Annotated in this window: 16 protein-coding genes, 1 tRNA gene and 1 pseudogene; 7 read left to right on the top strand and 11 right to left on the bottom strand. The window is 53.3% G+C overall.

Going from position 1 to position 15,521, the window contains the following annotated elements; translation table 11 throughout:
• Nucleotides 1-20: 20 nt before the first annotated feature.
• From ileS to murJ, 3 genes are all read right to left on the bottom strand, one after another.
• On the bottom strand, nt 21-2,804 hold the full coding sequence (gene ileS, locus OEW58_02465) for an isoleucine--tRNA ligase (GenBank protein MDH5300208.1): 2,784 nt from the start codon (nt 2,802-2,804) through the stop codon (nt 21-23).
• Between the two features lie 64 nt (nt 2,805-2,868).
• Nucleotides 2,869-3,804 carry a bifunctional riboflavin kinase/FAD synthetase gene (gene ribF / locus OEW58_02460; protein ID MDH5300207.1) on the bottom strand — a complete coding sequence of 312 codons (936 nt, stop codon included), beginning with the start codon at nt 3,802-3,804 and terminating at the stop codon, nt 2,869-2,871.
• Between the two features lie 39 nt (nt 3,805-3,843).
• Entirely contained in the window at nt 3,844-5,406 is a 1,563-nt protein-coding gene (murJ, locus tag OEW58_02455) for a murein biosynthesis integral membrane protein MurJ (protein ID MDH5300206.1), read from the bottom strand.
• A gap of 190 nt (nt 5,407-5,596) precedes the next feature.
• Here murJ and rpsT point away from each other — a divergent pair, with 190 nt between their 5' ends.
• Nucleotides 5,597-5,857, top strand: coding sequence for a 30S ribosomal protein S20 (gene rpsT / locus OEW58_02450; GenBank protein MDH5300205.1), 261 nt, complete (start codon nt 5,597-5,599; stop codon nt 5,855-5,857).
• 96 nt (nt 5,858-5,953) lie between these two features.
• On the opposite strand, the gene proB is transcribed toward rpsT, so the two are convergent.
• The 4 genes from proB to rplU form a co-directional block, all read right to left on the bottom strand.
• On the bottom strand, nt 5,954-7,066 hold the full coding sequence (gene proB / locus OEW58_02445; GenBank protein ID MDH5300204.1) for a glutamate 5-kinase: 1,113 nt from the start codon (nt 7,064-7,066) through the stop codon (nt 5,954-5,956).
• Nucleotides 7,056-8,141, bottom strand: a complete 1,086-nt coding sequence (gene obgE / locus OEW58_02440; GenBank protein ID MDH5300203.1) for a GTPase ObgE — start codon at nt 8,139-8,141, stop codon at nt 7,056-7,058. The genes proB and obgE overlap by 11 nt, the downstream gene beginning before the upstream one ends.
• 126 nt (nt 8,142-8,267) lie before the next feature.
• Nucleotides 8,268-8,525, bottom strand: a complete 258-nt coding sequence (gene rpmA, locus OEW58_02435; GenBank protein MDH5300202.1) for a 50S ribosomal protein L27 — start codon at nt 8,523-8,525, stop codon at nt 8,268-8,270.
• 37 nt (nt 8,526-8,562) lie between these two features.
• Nucleotides 8,563-8,874 (bottom strand): 50S ribosomal protein L21, encoded by a 312-nt coding sequence (gene rplU, locus OEW58_02430; protein MDH5300201.1) that lies wholly within the window; start codon nt 8,872-8,874, stop codon nt 8,563-8,565.
• Between the two features lie 212 nt (nt 8,875-9,086).
• On the opposite strand from rplU, the gene ispB reads away from it, so the two are divergent.
• The 5 genes and pseudogenes from ispB (at nt 9,087) to yacG (ending at nt 13,128) form a co-directional block, all read left to right on the top strand.
• Entirely contained in the window at nt 9,087-10,055 is a 969-nt protein-coding gene (ispB, locus tag OEW58_02425; protein MDH5300200.1) for an octaprenyl diphosphate synthase, read from the top strand.
• 6 nt (nt 10,056-10,061) lie between these two features.
• A tRNA-Pro gene (locus OEW58_02420) sits at nt 10,062-10,138 on the top strand.
• A gap of 438 nt (nt 10,139-10,576) precedes the next feature.
• Nucleotides 10,577-11,435 (top strand): annotated as a pseudogene (locus tag OEW58_02415) (A24 family peptidase).
• 2 nt (nt 11,436-11,437) lie between these two features.
• Nucleotides 11,438-12,937, top strand: a complete 1,500-nt coding sequence (zapD, locus tag OEW58_02410) for a cell division protein ZapD (GenBank protein ID MDH5300199.1) — start codon at nt 11,438-11,440, stop codon at nt 12,935-12,937.
• Nucleotides 12,934-13,128 (top strand): DNA gyrase inhibitor YacG, encoded by a 195-nt coding sequence (gene yacG, locus OEW58_02405; GenBank protein MDH5300198.1) that lies wholly within the window; start codon nt 12,934-12,936, stop codon nt 13,126-13,128. Before zapD ends, yacG begins: the two co-directional genes overlap by 4 nt.
• Nucleotide 13,129: 1 nt before the next feature.
• On the opposite strand, the gene OEW58_02400 is transcribed toward yacG, so the two are convergent.
• A complete protein-coding gene (locus OEW58_02400) occupies nt 13,130-13,288 on the bottom strand; it encodes a hypothetical protein (GenBank protein MDH5300197.1) in 159 nt (52 codons plus the stop codon).
• Nucleotides 13,289-13,577: 289 nt separating this feature from the next.
• A complete protein-coding gene (locus tag OEW58_02395; GenBank protein MDH5300196.1) occupies nt 13,578-13,784 on the bottom strand; it encodes a hypothetical protein in 207 nt (68 codons plus the stop codon).
• A gap of 222 nt (nt 13,785-14,006) precedes the next feature.
• Between OEW58_02395 and OEW58_02390 the strand changes: the two genes are divergently transcribed.
• Nucleotides 14,007-14,495, top strand: coding sequence for a hypothetical protein (locus tag OEW58_02390; GenBank protein MDH5300195.1), 489 nt, complete (start codon nt 14,007-14,009; stop codon nt 14,493-14,495).
• Nucleotides 14,496-14,500: 5 nt separating this feature from the next.
• On the opposite strand, the gene OEW58_02385 is transcribed toward OEW58_02390, so the two are convergent.
• Together OEW58_02385 and OEW58_02380 are read right to left on the bottom strand one after the other, a co-directional pair.
• On the bottom strand, nt 14,501-15,259 hold the full coding sequence (locus OEW58_02385) for a methyltransferase domain-containing protein (protein ID MDH5300194.1): 759 nt from the start codon (nt 15,257-15,259) through the stop codon (nt 14,501-14,503).
• A 3-nt stretch (nt 15,260-15,262) separates the two neighbouring features.
• Nucleotides 15,263-15,514, bottom strand: coding sequence for a zinc ribbon domain-containing protein (locus OEW58_02380; protein MDH5300193.1), 252 nt, complete (start codon nt 15,512-15,514; stop codon nt 15,263-15,265).
• Nucleotides 15,515-15,521: the final 7 nt, after the last annotated feature.

Below are 15,521 nucleotides of genomic sequence, written 5' to 3'. Positions count from 1 at the left end.
GTTCTGTCTCTTAATTTCGCTTACGCAAATTGACGTTGTTCGCCATCGCCGACCACGTTTTCCACACAGCGACCACACAACTCCGGGTGTTCTGCATGCGTTCCAACATCTTCACGAAGATGCCAACAGCGTGCGCATTTGGCGTGTTCACTTGCCACCGCAGCAATCCACATTTCATCGCCGCCCTCTAGTTTAATATGCGTGTCGTTGCTGCCTTTGGCACTTTCGCGCTGCACCTTGGCAGCAGACGTGATCAACACAAATCGCAATTCATCCTGCAGGCGCGACAGCTTGGCAAACAACTCCTGACCGCAGGACAACGTCACTTCCGCATCCAGCGAAGAACCAATCTTGCCATCGACGCGCAGCTTTTCCAGCCGCTTGGCGACTGCTTCGCGCACCTCAACCACTTCCATCCAGAACGCATCGTCAAAATCCGCACTGACATTCAATGCCGGAAAATCATAATAGGTCTGCAACAGAACAGATTTGTCGCTTTGACCTGGAATCTGCGCAAAAATTTCCTCGCCAGTAAAACTCAACACCGGCGTAATCCAGCGGGCAAACGCTTGCACCACATGATACAGGGCGGTCTGACACGAACGTCGCGCCACACCATCCGCCTTGGTGGTGTATTGACGGTCTTTAATCACGTCCAGGTAAAAACTGCCCATTTCCACCGAACAGAAATTTTGCAGCTTTTGCACAACTACGTGGAATTCATATTTTTCGTAGGCAGTCTGCAATTCGGTTTGCAGTCTGGCAGCACGCGCCACCGCCCAACGATCAAGCTCAAGCAACTGATCCGCAGGCAGCAAATCGGTTTCAGGATCAAACCCGTTCAGGTTGGCAAGGAAAAAACGCGCGGTGTTGCGAATACGGCGATAAGCATCCGCAACGCGCTTCATCACTTCTGGTGAATAGGTCATCTCGCCACGGTAATCCGCCGAGGCAATCCACAGACGCAGAATATCTGCCCCCAAGTCGCCGCATACTTTTTTCGGGTCGACGCCATTGCCCTGGGATTTGGACATCTTGTGGCCTTTTTCATCCACGGTAAAACCATGCGTCAACACTTGTTTGTAGGGCGCCACATCATGCACGGCAATCGACGACAACAGCGAAGACTGGAACCAGCCGCGATGCTGGTCAGAACCTTCCAGATATAAATCGGCGGGGAAGTGCAAATCATCACGCTGATTCAGCACCGCGTAGTGCGTCACGCCCGAGTCAAACCACACATCCAGCGTGTCAATAACCTTCACATAATTGGCCGCATCTGCGCCCAACAATTCTGCCGGCTCAAGATCAAACCAGGCATCGATTCCTGCCTGTTCCATGCGCTGGGCAACTTGCTCCATCAGTTCGGCATTTTTCGGATGCAACTGCTGAGTGTCCTTGTGGACGAACACGGCGATAGGCACACCCCAGGTACGCTGACGAGACACGCACCAATCGGGGCGTTTCTCCACCATGCCTTCGATACGCGCCTGACCCCACTCGGGAATCCAGCGCACGTTTTTGATTGCCTGATTAGCGTGATCGCGCAGCGCATTTTGTTCCATGGAAATAAACCACTGCGGCGTGGCGCGGAAAATAATCGGCGTTTTGTGACGCCAGCAATGCGGATAGCTATGATTCAATGCTTCTGCGTGTACCAATTTGCCATTGGTGCGCAACACTTCCAGCACACTGTCATTCGCCTTGAACACATGCTGTCCTTCGAACAACGCAGTGCCGGGAATAAATTTGCCGTCGCCGCCCACAGGATTTTCCACTGGCAGGTTGTAGCGCGAACCGGCCACATAGTCTTCCTGACCATGTGCAGGCGCAGTGTGAACTGCACCAGTACCGGCATCGGTAGTCACGTGATCGCCAAGAATAATCGGCACCTGTTTGTCATAAAACGGATGCTGCAGTTTGACGCCTTCCAGCGCTTCACCCTTGGCATAGGCGATGACGCGGTGCTCTTCAAATTTCCAGCGTCCCATCACTTCTTTGACCATTGCCTCGGCCAACAGCAGACGCTCGGTTCCGTGTTCACCAACACATTCGACGATGACGTAATCCAGATTACCGTTCAGTGCCACCGCTTCGTTTGCGGGCAAGGTCCAGGGCGTGGTTGTCCAGATCACGACGGACAGTGGGCCACTGCCGACGTTGTCCACGTGATGGCAACGATCCAAAAACGCTGCGTCATCCAATACGGAGAAGCGCACATCAATCGCCGGTGAACGCTTGTTTTCGTATTCAACTTCCGCTTCAGCCAGTGCCGAACCACAGTCCACACACCAGTGCACAGGCTTGGAGCCTTTGTGCAAATGACCATTGTCGATAATTTTCGCCAACGCGCGCACGATGTCGGCTTCGAATTTGAAATTCATCGTCAGGTAGGGATTATTCCAATCACCCAACACGCCCAGACGCTTGAATCCTTCCTTTTGCAGTTCAACTTGTTTGCCAGCGTATTCGCGACAAGCTTTGCGGAATTGTTTTGCCGACACTTTTTCGCCGGCTTTGCCAACTTTTTTCTCAACCTGCAATTCAATCGGCAAACCGTGACAGTCCCAACCGGGCACGTAGGGCGCATCAAATCCGGCCAGCGTTTTCGATTTAACAATCACGTCTTTCAGTACTTTGTTAACCGCATGACCCAGATGAATTTCGCCATTGGCGTAGGGAGGGCCATCGTGCAGCACAAACTTGGGACGTCCTTTTGACACCGCGCGAATTTGTTCGTACAGCCCTTGTTCAAACCACTCGTTAAACATTTTCGGTTCGCGCTGCGCCAGATTACCGCGCATCGGGAAGTCGGTTTCAGGCAAATTCAGAGTATGTTTGTAGCTGTTCTCGGACACGGATATTTTCCTAGTTGGACTGCAATTTAAAAAAGTTTCGCGCAGCAGTGCTGTCCGCTGCGATCTGTTGTTTCAGGGCCTCCAGGCCATCGAATTTTTTCTCGGCACGGATAAACTGATGAAAATTTACCTGCACATGGCGGCCATAAATCTGCTGTTCGAAATCAAACAAGTGCACTTCCAGCAGCATGCGGCTACCATCCACCGTCGGTCGCAAACCCACATTGGCCACGCCGGGCAAGGCATTCGCCGCCAACCCGTCTACACTGACCGCGAACACCCCCTTCAGCGGCACCACCTTGCGATGCATGTGGATGTTCGCCGTGGGAAAGCCTATGGTTCGGCCGCGCTTGTCACCGTGAGCAACGTGGCCACAGATGAAATAGGGCCGCCCCAGCATTTGTGCTGCCTGACTCAACTCCCCCGCCTGCAGTGCCTTACGCACCCGGGTACTACTGACACGATCGCTGTCGATCGCCACTGTTGAGGTGTTTTCCACCACAAAACCATGCTGTTTGCCTGCCTGACAGAGCATAGCAAAATCGCCCTGCCGCTGCCTGCCAAAGCGGAAATCGTCGCCCACCACCAAATGGCGCACACCCAATCCCTCCACCAACACCTGGCGGATAAAATCAGTGGCATCCATCCCGGCCAGCGATTGATTGAACCGCAGACACAAAACCCGATCCACGCCCTGCTGGGCGAGCAAGCCCCATTTTTCACGAAAACGCGTCAGCCGCGGTGGCTCATTGCCCCGCGCAAAAAATTCATCGGGATAGGGTTCGAAGGTGATCACCAGCAGCGGCAAATTCATGCGTTTTGCCAGTTCACGACAACGCTGCAAAATCACCTGATGGCCGCGATGTACACCATCAAAATTGCCGATGGTCGCCACACAGCCACGATGACGCGCCTTGAGATTGTTGAGCCCGCGAATGATTTCCATAGGCGGGCGATTATACCGGACGCGCTCCGGGTCTCACAGTTAAAAACTGCCGCGCAAGAACCGCTTCAGCTTAAATCCGCTCAGCACCAGGGTGGCAAAATAGACTCCGGACCCAACCGCCAGCCACAGCATCAGGTGCATTGCCCGCTCCATCCCCGACCATTGGGTCCAGACCTCCAGCGGCTCCACAAACCAGAACAGTACCGCCCCCATTACCAGCGCCGCTGCACCGACCCGCAAACCAAACAGCGCCCAACCGGGCTGGGCGTGGTACACCCCGTCCTTGCGCAGCCGGTGAAACAGCATGCCGGCATTGAGAAACGCCGAACCCGCCGTCGCCAACGCCAGACCGGCATGCGGCCCCACGTAGCCCAGCATCACCCATGGCACCACTATCACGATATTCAAACCCATGTTGCACACCATGGCGATAATGCCGATGCGCACCGGGGTTTTAGTGTCCTGGCGAGCATAAAACCCCGGCGCCAACACCTTCACCATGATATAGGCCAACAGACCAATCGACATGGTAATCAGGCTTAATGCCGACATTTTCACATCATCTTCGCCAAACTGGCCACCATAAAACAGCGTAGTGATCAGAGGAGTAGCCAGCAGAATCAAGCCCACTGTCGCCGGCGCGCCTATCACCAGCACCCAGCGCATCCCCCAGTCCAGTGTCTGCGAAAAGGTTTCCATCGACTTGGTCGCCACATCCTTGGACAGCTTGGGCAAAATCACCGTCGCCAGCGCAATACCAAACACACCCAACGGAAACTCCACCAAACGGTCGGAGTAGTACAACCAGGAAATACTGCCCGTCACCAAAAACGAGGCAATCACCGTATCCAGCAACAGGTTGATTTGCACCACCGATGAGCCAAAAATCGCCGGCAACATCAAACGACCAATCCGCCGCACCCCTTCGTGCGCTGCGCCCCAGCGAGGCCGGGGCAACAAGCCAATTTTCATCAAAAACGGCAATTGGAACAGTAACTGCGCCACCCCTGCGACAAACACCCCCCAGGCCAAAGCGTAGACAGGCTCATCCATCATCGGCGACAGCCAAATGGCGGCAGCGATCAAACACAAATTCAGCAACACCGGTGAAAGTGCCGGCACCGCAAATTTGCCAAAACTATTCAAAATCGCGCCCGCAAACGCCACCAGCGAAATAAACAAAATGTAGGGAAAGGTTATTCGCAGCATGTCGACGGCCAGGCCGTACTTATGCTCGTCCTCCAGGAATCCTGGCCCAAACGCCATGATCAGCAGCGGTGCTGCCACCACCCCAATCAGCGTAATGAGCAACAGCACCAAACCAAAGGCGCCCGCCACCCGGTCCAGCAACTCCTTGAGCTCAGCCTCGCTGCGCTGTTCCTTGTATTCGGTAAAAACCGGGACAAATGCCTGTGAAAATGCACCTTCTGCCGTCAAACGGCGGAGAAAATTCGGGATTTTGAATGCCAGAAAGAACGCATCCGTGGTCGCATCCGCGCCAAACATCCGCGCCACCACGATATCACGCAAAAAACCCAACACCCGCGACACCATGGTCATGGCACTCACCACGGCGGTCGATTTTAATAATTTCCCGGTCAGAACCCTTCTCCTTCAGCCTTCAACACCGTCTCACCGCTAGTTTACACCAAAGCTAAGCGACTGTTTTATCCACCATAATCGCCAGATTGGCCGACTTCTTAACAATTCGCTCCTGCCGACAATTGACAAAAGCTCAACTTATCCGCATAATGCCGCGCTCTTTGGAACAGAATTTAACGGGAGAAAGACCTTGGCTAACTCTCCACAAGCCAAAAAACGTGCTCGTCAAGCCGAGGACCGTCGTCAGCGTAACGTCGGCCAACGCTCTAAGATGCGTACCTTCGTGAAAAAAGTGCGTGCTGCCATCGCCACTGGCAACAAAGAAGCCGCTCAGGCTGCCTTTGCCGCAGCTGCACCAGTACTGGATAGCATGACTAACAGAGGCATTCTGCACAAGAATACCGCTGCTCGTTACAAATCCCGTCTGAACGACAGCATTCGCGCAATGTAATTGCAGATTTGCACGTTTTTATATAAAAAAGCCGCTGAAAAGCGGCTTTTTTATTGCCTGCAGCCACCCCCAACGGAAGTGGCCACACACCAATACTCACATAACGACTAGATTGTCGCGGTGAATCAACTCAGGTTCACCCACATACCCTAGTAGCCGCGCAATTTCATCGCTTGGCTTGCCCGCAATCTTGCGCGCTTCTTCAGCCGAATAATTGATCAGCCCCCGCGCCACTTCCAAACCGTCCGGCCCGAGACACTGCACCACTTCGCCACGCTTGAAATCACCCGACACCGCAACCACTCCCACCGCCAACAAACTGGAACCCTTGTTGCGCAGCACGTTCACTGCCCCGGCGTCCAACTTCACGCTACCGCGAAATTGCAGGTATCCCGCCATCCAGCGCTTGCGTGCAGCCATGGGCTCTTGCTCCGCCATCAGCCAAGTGCCAATACCTATTTCTTGATTGGCCACTGATTGCAAAATTCCAGGGCGTCGACCATAGGCAATCACCGTACTCGCCCCAGACCGGGCTGCGCGCGCCGCCGCCAACACCTTGGTATACATCCCGCCACGCCCCAGCGAACCCGGCTTGCCGCCGCCGGCCATGCTCAGCAACGCTTCGTCACCAGCCTCGGCCTTTTCAATCAATACCGCCGTCGGATCCAGGGTCGGATCGCCGGTGTACATACCCTTCTGGTCGGTCAAAATCACCAGAATCTCGGCCTCAATCAGGTTCGTCACCAACGCCCCCAAGGTGTCATTGTCGCCAAACTTGATCTCATCGTTCACGACAGTGTCGTTTTCATTAACGATAGGCACAACACCGATATCCAGCAAAGTCCGCAGTGTGCTGCGCGCATTGAGGTAGCGCGTCCGATGGGACAAATCGTCATGGGTCAGCAACACCTGCGCAGTGTGCAGACCGTGCTGACTAAAGCAGCTTTCATACTGTTGCACCAAACCCATCTGCCCGACCGCAGCCGCAGCCTGCAATTCATGCAGCGCCGACGGCCGCTTTTTCCAACCCAGCCGAACCAGACCTTCTGCTACCGCACCGGAAGAAACCAGAACAACATCAATACCTTGCTGACGAAGTTCGGCGATTTGCCGCACCCAGGAACGAATCGCTTCCGGATCCAGTCCCACGCCGTGATTGGTTACCAGCGAACTTCCAACCTTGATCACCCAACAGCGATCACGCCTCATCCATACCTCCGACAGGCAAATCATCCTCATCATCAGGAAACACATCGCGATCTTCAGGCTTGAGATTTTCGCGGCGCGCTTCCAGATAATCCATAATTGCATACACCAACGGCTTAACTTCGCCGCCGCTGATCGCCGAAATTCCAAACACCGGCCCTTGCCAATCCAATTCAGCAACAATGCGCTCAACCGCCGCCTTGCGCTCATCTTCAGGCAACAAGTCCAGCTTATTGATCACCAGCCAACGCTCACGCGCCACCAGCTCGCTAGAGTATTTAGCCAGCTCAGCGACAATTTTACGCACGCTGTCCACTGGATCATCAGAGGGCGATGCCACATCCACAATGTGCAACAGCAGGCCCGTGCGCGACAAATGCCGCAGGAAGCGCACACCCAGGCCCGCACCTTCAGCAGCCCCTTCGATCAAACCGGGAATGTCCGCCACCACAAAGCTCTTGTGCTCACCCACATGCACCACCCCCAGATTAGGGTAGAGGGTAGTAAACGGATAATCTGCCACCTTGGGGCGCGCCGCCGAAACAGCGCGAATAAACGTAGACTTACCCGCATTGGGCATGCCCAGCAGACCCACGTCTGCCAACACCCGCAGCTCCAATTTCAGATCACGGCGCTCGCCCGGCGAGCCCGGCGTACACTGACGCGGCGCGCGATTGGTAGAGCTCTTGTAGCGGGTATTACCCAAACCATGAAACCCACCCTGAGCCACTTTTAGCACCTGACCATGACGGGTCAAATCACCAATCAGCTCCTCGGTGGTCACGTCGGTAGCCACCGTCCCGATCGGCACCGGCATGTAGAAATCTTCACCTTTGGCGCCGGTACAATTCTTCCCCATACCGCCTTCGCCGTTCTGCGCCTTGAAAAAACGCTGAAAACGGTAATCTGTCAGCGTGTTCAGGTTCTCGTCGGCGACCAGAAAAACACTGCCACCATCTCCACCATCCCCACCGTCAGGACCACCTTTGGGAATATATTTTTCGCGACGAAAGCTGACACAGCCATTGCCACCCTTGCCAGCCTCAACAGTTACCACTACTTCATCGACGAATTTCATAATTTTTCAGCCACGTAATTTTACAGCCAGAACGCAAAAAGGCCCCTTCAGGGACCTTTTCACTGTGTCAGCATCCCTCTAGCAACCCACGCGGAAATCCACGAGATTGCAGAAGCAACCTGAAACTTATGCGGATACGACGCTAACGAACTTGCGGTTCTTAGGGCCTTTTACCTCGAATACAACGCGGCCATCCGCAGTTGCAAACAAAGTATCATCTTTACCACGACCCACATTGCTTCCAGGATGGAATTTGGTACCGCGCTGACGCACCAGGATGTTACCTGCTAATACTTCCTGACCGCCAAAGCGCTTGATACCAAGGCGCTTGGATTCCGAATCGCGACCGTTACGTGTACTGCCGCCTGCTTTCTTATGTGCCATTTCTTACAGCCTCTTGTTTCTCGGATACCGGTACGCCTTAAGCGCTGATACCAGTGATCTTCAATTCAGTAAAATACTGACGATGACCCATCTGTTTACGGTGATGCTTTCTGCGACGGAACTTGATGATAGTAATCTTGTCCGCACGGCCGTGAGCAGTCACTTCGGCAGAAACCTTGCTGCCGGCAACAAATGGGGTACCAATTTTGATGGCTTCGCCATCAGCAACCATCAGAACTTCGTTCAGGTCGATAGTAGAACCCTTTTCGGTTTCCAACTTCTCAACACGGATGGTTTGTCCTTCGGTGACGCGATATTGCTTACCACCGGTTTTGATAACCGCATACATTATTCGTTTACTCCACTTGACATCAGGTCAATGAAAGGGGCGCAATTGTACAAATTAAGGCTTTTGCCGTCAATCGGCCTGATCAAAAAATATCGTTTTAACGACCAGCCCGTATTCTATATAATCGCTCGACTATTTTCTAAGGCTTTTTAACAGTTTGTGTCCCAATGCATCTAGATACGGTTAAACAACGTTCTTCCGAAGTCGAGCACATGAGCGTTTCGGAGATCAACTCGCTAATCGCCACCGACACCCAGGCGGTGGATAAACACATCCGTACCCGGCTGCAATCAGACGTTGCATTGGTGAACCAACTAGGCCATTACATCATCAGCAGCGGCGGCAAACGGCTACGCCCCAAGCTCCTGCTACTGAGCGCTCGCGCCTTTGGCTACCAAGGTAGCCATCATACCCTGCTGGCAGCCGTGGTGGAATTCATCCATACCGCGACCCTGCTGCACGATGACGTGGTCGACGAGTCCGACATGCGCCGGGGCAACGAGACTGCCAACGCCCTGTTTGGCAACGCCGCCAGCGTACTGGTAGGCGATTTCCTCTATTCTCGCGCCTTCCAGATGATGGTAGAAGCCAACTCCATGCGCATTATGGCCGTTTTGTCAGACGCCACCAATGTCATCGCCGAAGGCGAGGTCATGCAGCTCATGAACTGCAATGAGCCCGACACCACCGAAGAACGCTACCTGGAAGTCATCCGCTACAAAACCGCCAAGCTGTTTGAAGCAGCATCGCAGCTGGGCGCAATCCTGGCACAGCGCAGTGAACGCGAAATCCGCGCCATGGCCAGCTACGGCATGCACCTGGGCACCGCCTTCCAACTGATTGATGACGCACTGGATTACACCTCCAGCAGCGAGGAAATGGGCAAAAACGTCGGTGATGACCTTGCCGAAGGCAAACCCACCCTGCCACTGATTTATGCCATGCGCGTTGGCAATGAGCAGCAGCGCACCCTGATTCGCAATGCCATTGAGCAGGGCGGTCGCGACCATATCGATGCCGTCATTCAGGCCATTCACGACACCAAGGCCATCGACTACACGATCAAGGCTGCGCAGCAAGAAGCCCTGTTGGCCACCTCGCAGCTTGATTTGATCCCGCCGTCGCCCTATAAAACGGCATTGATTTCGCTAGCAGAATTCGCAGTAAACCGGAACCATTAAGCACGACGGGGTGTAGCTCAGCCTGGTAGAGCGCTGCCTTCGGGAGGCAGAAGTCGGAGGTTCGAATCCTCTCACCCCGACCAGCCCCGCATTATTTAACACGGAAACTATTATGACTTTGTTGCGCATACTCGCTATTGGCCTCTTGGTCTGGATCGCTTGGTTCATGATCAAAAATTACCTGCGCAAGAATCAAGCTCAAAACCAACAGAACATACCGCCACAGCAAGACCAACAAAAAATGGTCCGCTGCACTCAGTGTGGAGCCCACCTACCCGAGCACGTCGCCGTGCAAAAGCACGGTAATCGTTTTTACTGCCGAGAACACGCCCCCAAATAACCAAAAATGATCACAGAACGCTCAAGCCAGTGACGTTTTCCGTCGCTACCGGGCGTATCGCACTGAAATCGCCATTTAGCCGCTCTGTTTGTAGGTCTTTGCAAACTTCGTCTAAAACTGTATGCTTTTCAGTCAATTGTTAAGGCCACACATCTGGAGACGTGTTCACTAAACACACCCCATGGACGAACTAAGCACAACCCTCAATCTCCATCCCAGCCTGCTGTTGGGCACTGCTGCCGTCCTCGGATTAATCATTGGCAGCTTCCTTAACGTAGTCATTTATCGCCTCCCTCTTATGTTGATTCAGGCACAAGACGACGCTGTTTCGCCCACATCCGAGACTGCACAACTATCCCTGGCACTACCCGCATCACATTGTCCAGCGTGCAAGCACCCCCTTGGAATCACCGAAAACATTCCGCTGCTGTCTTTTCTGTTGCAACGGGGAAAGTGCCGCCATTGCGCTCACTCCATCCCCGCACGCTACCCACTGATCGAACTGCTCAGCGCGTCACTCACCACACTAGTCATACCACTTTGGACTGAGCGCTCAGGGACTGGCTGCACTGTTGCTCACCTGGGCATTGATTTGCCTGACCTTCATTGACCTGAACCAACTGTTACTCCCCGATGCCATCACCCTGCCTTTCCTCTGGCTTGGGTTAATTTTGAGCACACAATCACTCTTTACCAACAGCATCGATAGTATTATGGGCGCAGTTGCGGGTTATGGGCTGCTGTGGAGTGTATTTCATCTGCACCGACTGATAACCGGCAAAGTAGGCATGGGACATGGCGATTTTAAATTACTCGCCCTGCTCGGGGCCTGGCTAGGCTGGCAAATGTTACCTCAGATCATATTGCTCTCGTCACTGTGCGGGACGCTGGTAGGATTATCACTGATCGCCTTCAAACAGCACGACAAGGATCGTCCAATCCCTTTTGGCCCCTACCTTGCTTCAGCCGGGTTCATTGCGCTACTCTGGGGGGATGACATGACGCGCGCCTACACAAACATGCTGCACGGAGCGAATTGATTATGCTGATCGTCGGTCTAACCGGAGGAATTGGCAGCGGTAAAAGCGCCGCCGGCGCCCGTTTCCAGGCACTGGGCATTCCAGTGATTGACGCTGACCAGGTAGCCAGAGATCTGTGCGAACCTGGCCAGGCTGGTTATCAGCAAATCATTGTTCGCGCCGGCCATGACATTCTGGATCCCGAGCGGCACATCGATCGCAAGCGGTTACGCGAACTGGCATTTGCCAACCCCGAGTTGCGCAAGACGCTCGAAGATATCCTGCATCCGCTAATCCAGCGCGAAATGCAGGAAAGAACCAGCACCATGCAGGCGCCCTACTGCGTTTTCATGATTCCACTACTGGTCGAATCCGGACAACATCAAACCGTTGACCGCGTTCTGGTCATTGATTCCGCCGAAGAACAACAGATTTGCCGCGCATCACTGCGCGACAGCTGTTCGCGCCAAGAAATACAAGCCATCATTGCGACACAAGCCACGCGTAAAACCCGCCTTTCGTTTGCCGACGATGTCATTCATAATATTGGCGATATCGACTCTCTCTATAACGCGGTAGACAGACTGGACAAGAAATACCGGCTACTCGCCCAACATAAAGGCACTTCCGCTCGTGCATCCAGCTTTGGAGATAAACAGAAATCCGACACCAGCGTCCTGCCTACCCAACCAGAAGCAACGCCCGCGTGGCTTACGCAATTCGCGAATACCACTATGACGCCAGAAGATAACAAGCCCAGTGCCAATGTTTTCGAAGTTCCGTTACAAGAACGCCTGCGCACATTTCTGCGCCTGGAGGCCCTGTTTGCTGAACTCGACCACTACCGCCGCGATGATTGCATTTGGAGTTCACGTAACGCCATCCGCGTATTACTCAGCATTCAGCAGGTATTTCATCAGCGGCCGGACACCAAAACTGAAATGATCAAAGACTGCGACCGCTTTTACGCGCTATTCGGTCGCTACACGCAACACAAAAATATTGATGCATCAAAACTCAGCGCGATACGTGATGAGTTGCGCCAAACAGCTTCTGCATTGCGCGCGCAGGCCGGCAAGCCAGGTGAAATTTTTCGCAAAAATGATCTTATCAATCAGCTCAAACAAAAAGAGAACGTTCCCGGTGGAGCCACCTCGCTGGACGTGCCCTGCTTTGCACACTGGCTGAATTCACCGCGTCAGACCCGTCTCAATGATATTGATCAGTGGCTTGCCGAGTTTTTACCACTTCAAACCGGCACACAGTTGCTACTGCGAATTCTGAGAGAAAGCTCTATTCCACAAGAGTTGACCGCCAAAAACGGCTTTTATCAGGCCACTCTTGACCCAGGATCAACATACAACATGATTCGCGTAGAGATAAAAGAACAAGAAGAATTGTGCGCAGAAATCAGTGGGGGCCAGCACCGTTTTACTATTCACTTCCTAAAACCTAACGGCACCAGTCGCCCCACTGCACTAAAAAAAGACGTTCAATTTCTGCTAAGTAGCTGTTCGCTATGACCACCATTGTTCAGTGCCCTCATTGCGGACAGGATGTTGCCTGGAATAATCAATCCAAGTGGCGACCATTCTGCAGCCAACGCTGCAAGCTTATTGACCTGGGCGCCTGGGCAGACGAAAGTTACAAAATACCGACCAACGAAACCCCGAATCTGGATCAGCACGCTCCTCCACAGAGCAACGACACCTGAACTAACGCTTGGCCTTCACCTTAACAGGAACAGCTTCTGATTCGGTCGCACTAACTTGGCGTGGCTTCACCAACAGATGCGCCGTAATCACTGCGCCAACCACTCCACCCACCAAGAAAGACACCAACACAATCTCCGCCATATAACCCACCATATCCATTTCAAGCCTCCTTAACGTAAAAGTCGAAAGGGGAGCCCCTTCACTAAGCAATTCGGCTAAAAAACAAACTGCTTAAGCCTCAAAATGGACGGTGCATCGACTATGCCAGCACCACAAAAGCCGGCAAAATCGCGACAAAACCGTATCGAACAAAAAATCACCATTTGCGATCAAGAACCTAGCAACCCATAATCGCAATCAATCGCTTTATAGAGTTTTTTTATAAGATATAAATTTACAAATTTGCCAAAAAAATGACGGCCTCAACCATGCCTTTTCGGGAAAAGGCTTAGCGTCTCTCCTGTGCAGCTTCCTTGCGCTTGGCGCGATTGACCAGCGCAATCCCCAGCACAACCGGCACGACTACCACCAAAAACAGAGCCAACAGCAACCCGCCGCCACCGGCGCCCGACTCACTGGAGCTCACGTAAATCAGCAAAAAAATCACCGCCAGCGAACTGATGCCATACCCCAAAAACCGCAACATATCCCGCATAAACACTCCTATCAATTTGAAAACAAAGAGTTTTTAGATATCCACACCCATGCCGGCCATTATACGGCAAAAACCTCAGGCTTTCAGCCACGCCCTCGCCGGCCTGGACGAACGCATTTCCGTAAAAATCATCGACTAATTGGTCACAATTTGGCATTCACAGGTAAAGCTTCAAGCCAGTTTCATCGATAACCTTGGGACCAACCTCAGAAAACAATACTCATGGAACTGAACTCACTCGTCATCATCGGTATATTCTTCATCCTGCTGTTCCTGGGCGTGTGGATCACTGCCGAATACAACACCATGTCAATAAAACGGAAAATCGAAGACGCCGAAATGCGCGTCCAGCAGCAGGAACACGAAGTCCTCAACCAGAAACGCCTGCTCAAGCTGGAAATGGACAAAGTCATGGAACTACAAAGCGAGCGCCGCGAATTGGCCAAATTGAAGGTCGATCACAAGCGACTTCAGGACAAGCACCAGCTATTGTCAGAAGAACACGGAATCTTCCTCCAGATCATCCAGGAAATTAAAAAGAAGTGTCAGCGAACCGAATTCAATGGTTCTCACCTATCACGCATCGTCATCACTGAAATCGACAAGATGATGGATGTGGAAAAAGAACTCTCCAACAAAAAAGTTCAGATAGTAGACAAAGATACCGAGAAAATGTTCAACCGCATCAAGGACAAAATGGCCGGGCGCTGATTCGGTTAGCGCTTTTCACACAGCAAATGGATATAACGCGCTAGATATAGAAACGGCTGTCGACGGCTGTATTGGCGCTCCATGGCAAACACGTCTTCAAACGAACGCTCCTTGCGGATCGCAGGCTGCATGTAATCAAAAAACACCCGCATACCAGTACGAACCTTGATCTCCAGGCCCGCCTGGGACACCCATTGCTCCACTTCCTGCGGAATCAACGGATTGATCGGCGTCAGCGTGCCGCCAAACCCCTCCAGCGGCCGCTTCAGGCGATTAAAATTGCCGTGCAGCAAGTGCCGATATTCCAGCGCATCCCGATTGTAGAACAGCAGGGACAAATGACCGCCGGGCTTGAGCAACGACAGTGCCGCCGTCAAACCCGCCCTGGGATCCGGCAACCACTCCAGCACCGCATGCAGACAAATCAAGTCGTATGGCCCCGGCAACTGCGAAGCCAACTGCTCCACGGGCAAACAATGAAATCTCACCCGATCCGCTGAATAATCCTGCAACCGCTGACGCGCCACCTCCAGCATCGGTTCGGAGATATCGCACAGATCCAGCGTATGCCCCCGCGCCAGCAAAAACTCGGCAGCATTGCCCTGACCACAGCCGCCATCCAGCACCGACCAGCCTCCCTGCTCGTAGCCCGGCAGCGACGCCAGATCCTCGAGCAATAGCTGCAGCCGAATCCAACCCTTGGGGCTGTCGTAGATATTGCTGGCAAACCGTTGCGCCAAATGATCGAAAAGAGGGCCGGACATCTGCTAGAAGCTACCGCAGCCTCCGCCCGGACAACCGCCGCCAATCTGACACGGCGGCACAGACTCCCCACCACCCGATTTCACAATATTGCCGCCAGTGGGTAAACGCTTTACTGGCGCGGTCAGTGGCGTCTCGCCAGGAGAAATTCCCGCCAGCTCACACAACTGTCCCCATGTTTCCACCGTTTCGCTCATCCGGTGCTTTACTTCCACCACCTGACCGGAGGCTTCGCATTTGTAATCATAGGTTGGCATACTTCAC

This window comes from Gammaproteobacteria bacterium (genome assembly GCA_029884425.1).
Classification (GTDB): domain Bacteria; phylum Pseudomonadota; class Gammaproteobacteria; order S012-40; family S012-40; genus JAOUHV01.
This window is presented reverse-complemented; position numbering and strand designations above follow the sequence as displayed.

Bases quoted from the DNA above. Each gene is read 5' to 3' on its own strand.
- yacG (MDH5300198.1), top strand. From the start codon at position 12,934: ATGACCACCATTGTTCAGTGCCCTCATTGCGGACAGGATGTTGCCTGG.
- proB (MDH5300204.1), bottom strand. From the start codon at position 7,066: ATGAGGCGTGATCGCTGTTGGGTGATCAAGGTTGGAAGTTCGCTGGTA.
- OEW58_02385 (MDH5300194.1), bottom strand. From the start codon at position 15,259: ATGTCCGGCCCTCTTTTCGATCATTTGGCGCAACGGTTTGCCAGCAAT.
- OEW58_02400 (MDH5300197.1), bottom strand. From the start codon at position 13,288: ATGGATATGGTGGGTTATATGGCGGAGATTGTGTTGGTGTCTTTCTTG.
- ispB (MDH5300200.1), top strand. From the start codon at position 9,087: ATGAGCGTTTCGGAGATCAACTCGCTAATCGCCACCGACACCCAGGCG.
- OEW58_02380 (MDH5300193.1), bottom strand. From the start codon at position 15,514: ATGCCAACCTATGATTACAAATGCGAAGCCTCCGGTCAGGTGGTGGAA.
- rplU (MDH5300201.1), bottom strand. From the start codon at position 8,874: ATGTATGCGGTTATCAAAACCGGTGGTAAGCAATATCGCGTCACCGAA.
- OEW58_02390 (MDH5300195.1), top strand. From the start codon at position 14,007: ATGGAACTGAACTCACTCGTCATCATCGGTATATTCTTCATCCTGCTG.
- ribF (MDH5300207.1), bottom strand. From the start codon at position 3,804: ATGGAAATCATTCGCGGGCTCAACAATCTCAAGGCGCGTCATCGTGGC.
- obgE (MDH5300203.1), bottom strand. From the start codon at position 8,141: ATGAAATTCGTCGATGAAGTAGTGGTAACTGTTGAGGCTGGCAAGGGT.
- OEW58_02395 (MDH5300196.1), bottom strand. From the start codon at position 13,784: ATGCGGGATATGTTGCGGTTTTTGGGGTATGGCATCAGTTCGCTGGCG.
- ileS (MDH5300208.1), bottom strand. From the start codon at position 2,804: ATGCGCGGTAATCTGGCGCAGCGCGAACCGAAAATGTTTAACGAGTGG.
- rpmA (MDH5300202.1), bottom strand. From the start codon at position 8,525: ATGGCACATAAGAAAGCAGGCGGCAGTACACGTAACGGTCGCGATTCG.
- zapD (MDH5300199.1), top strand. From the start codon at position 11,438: ATGCTGATCGTCGGTCTAACCGGAGGAATTGGCAGCGGTAAAAGCGCC.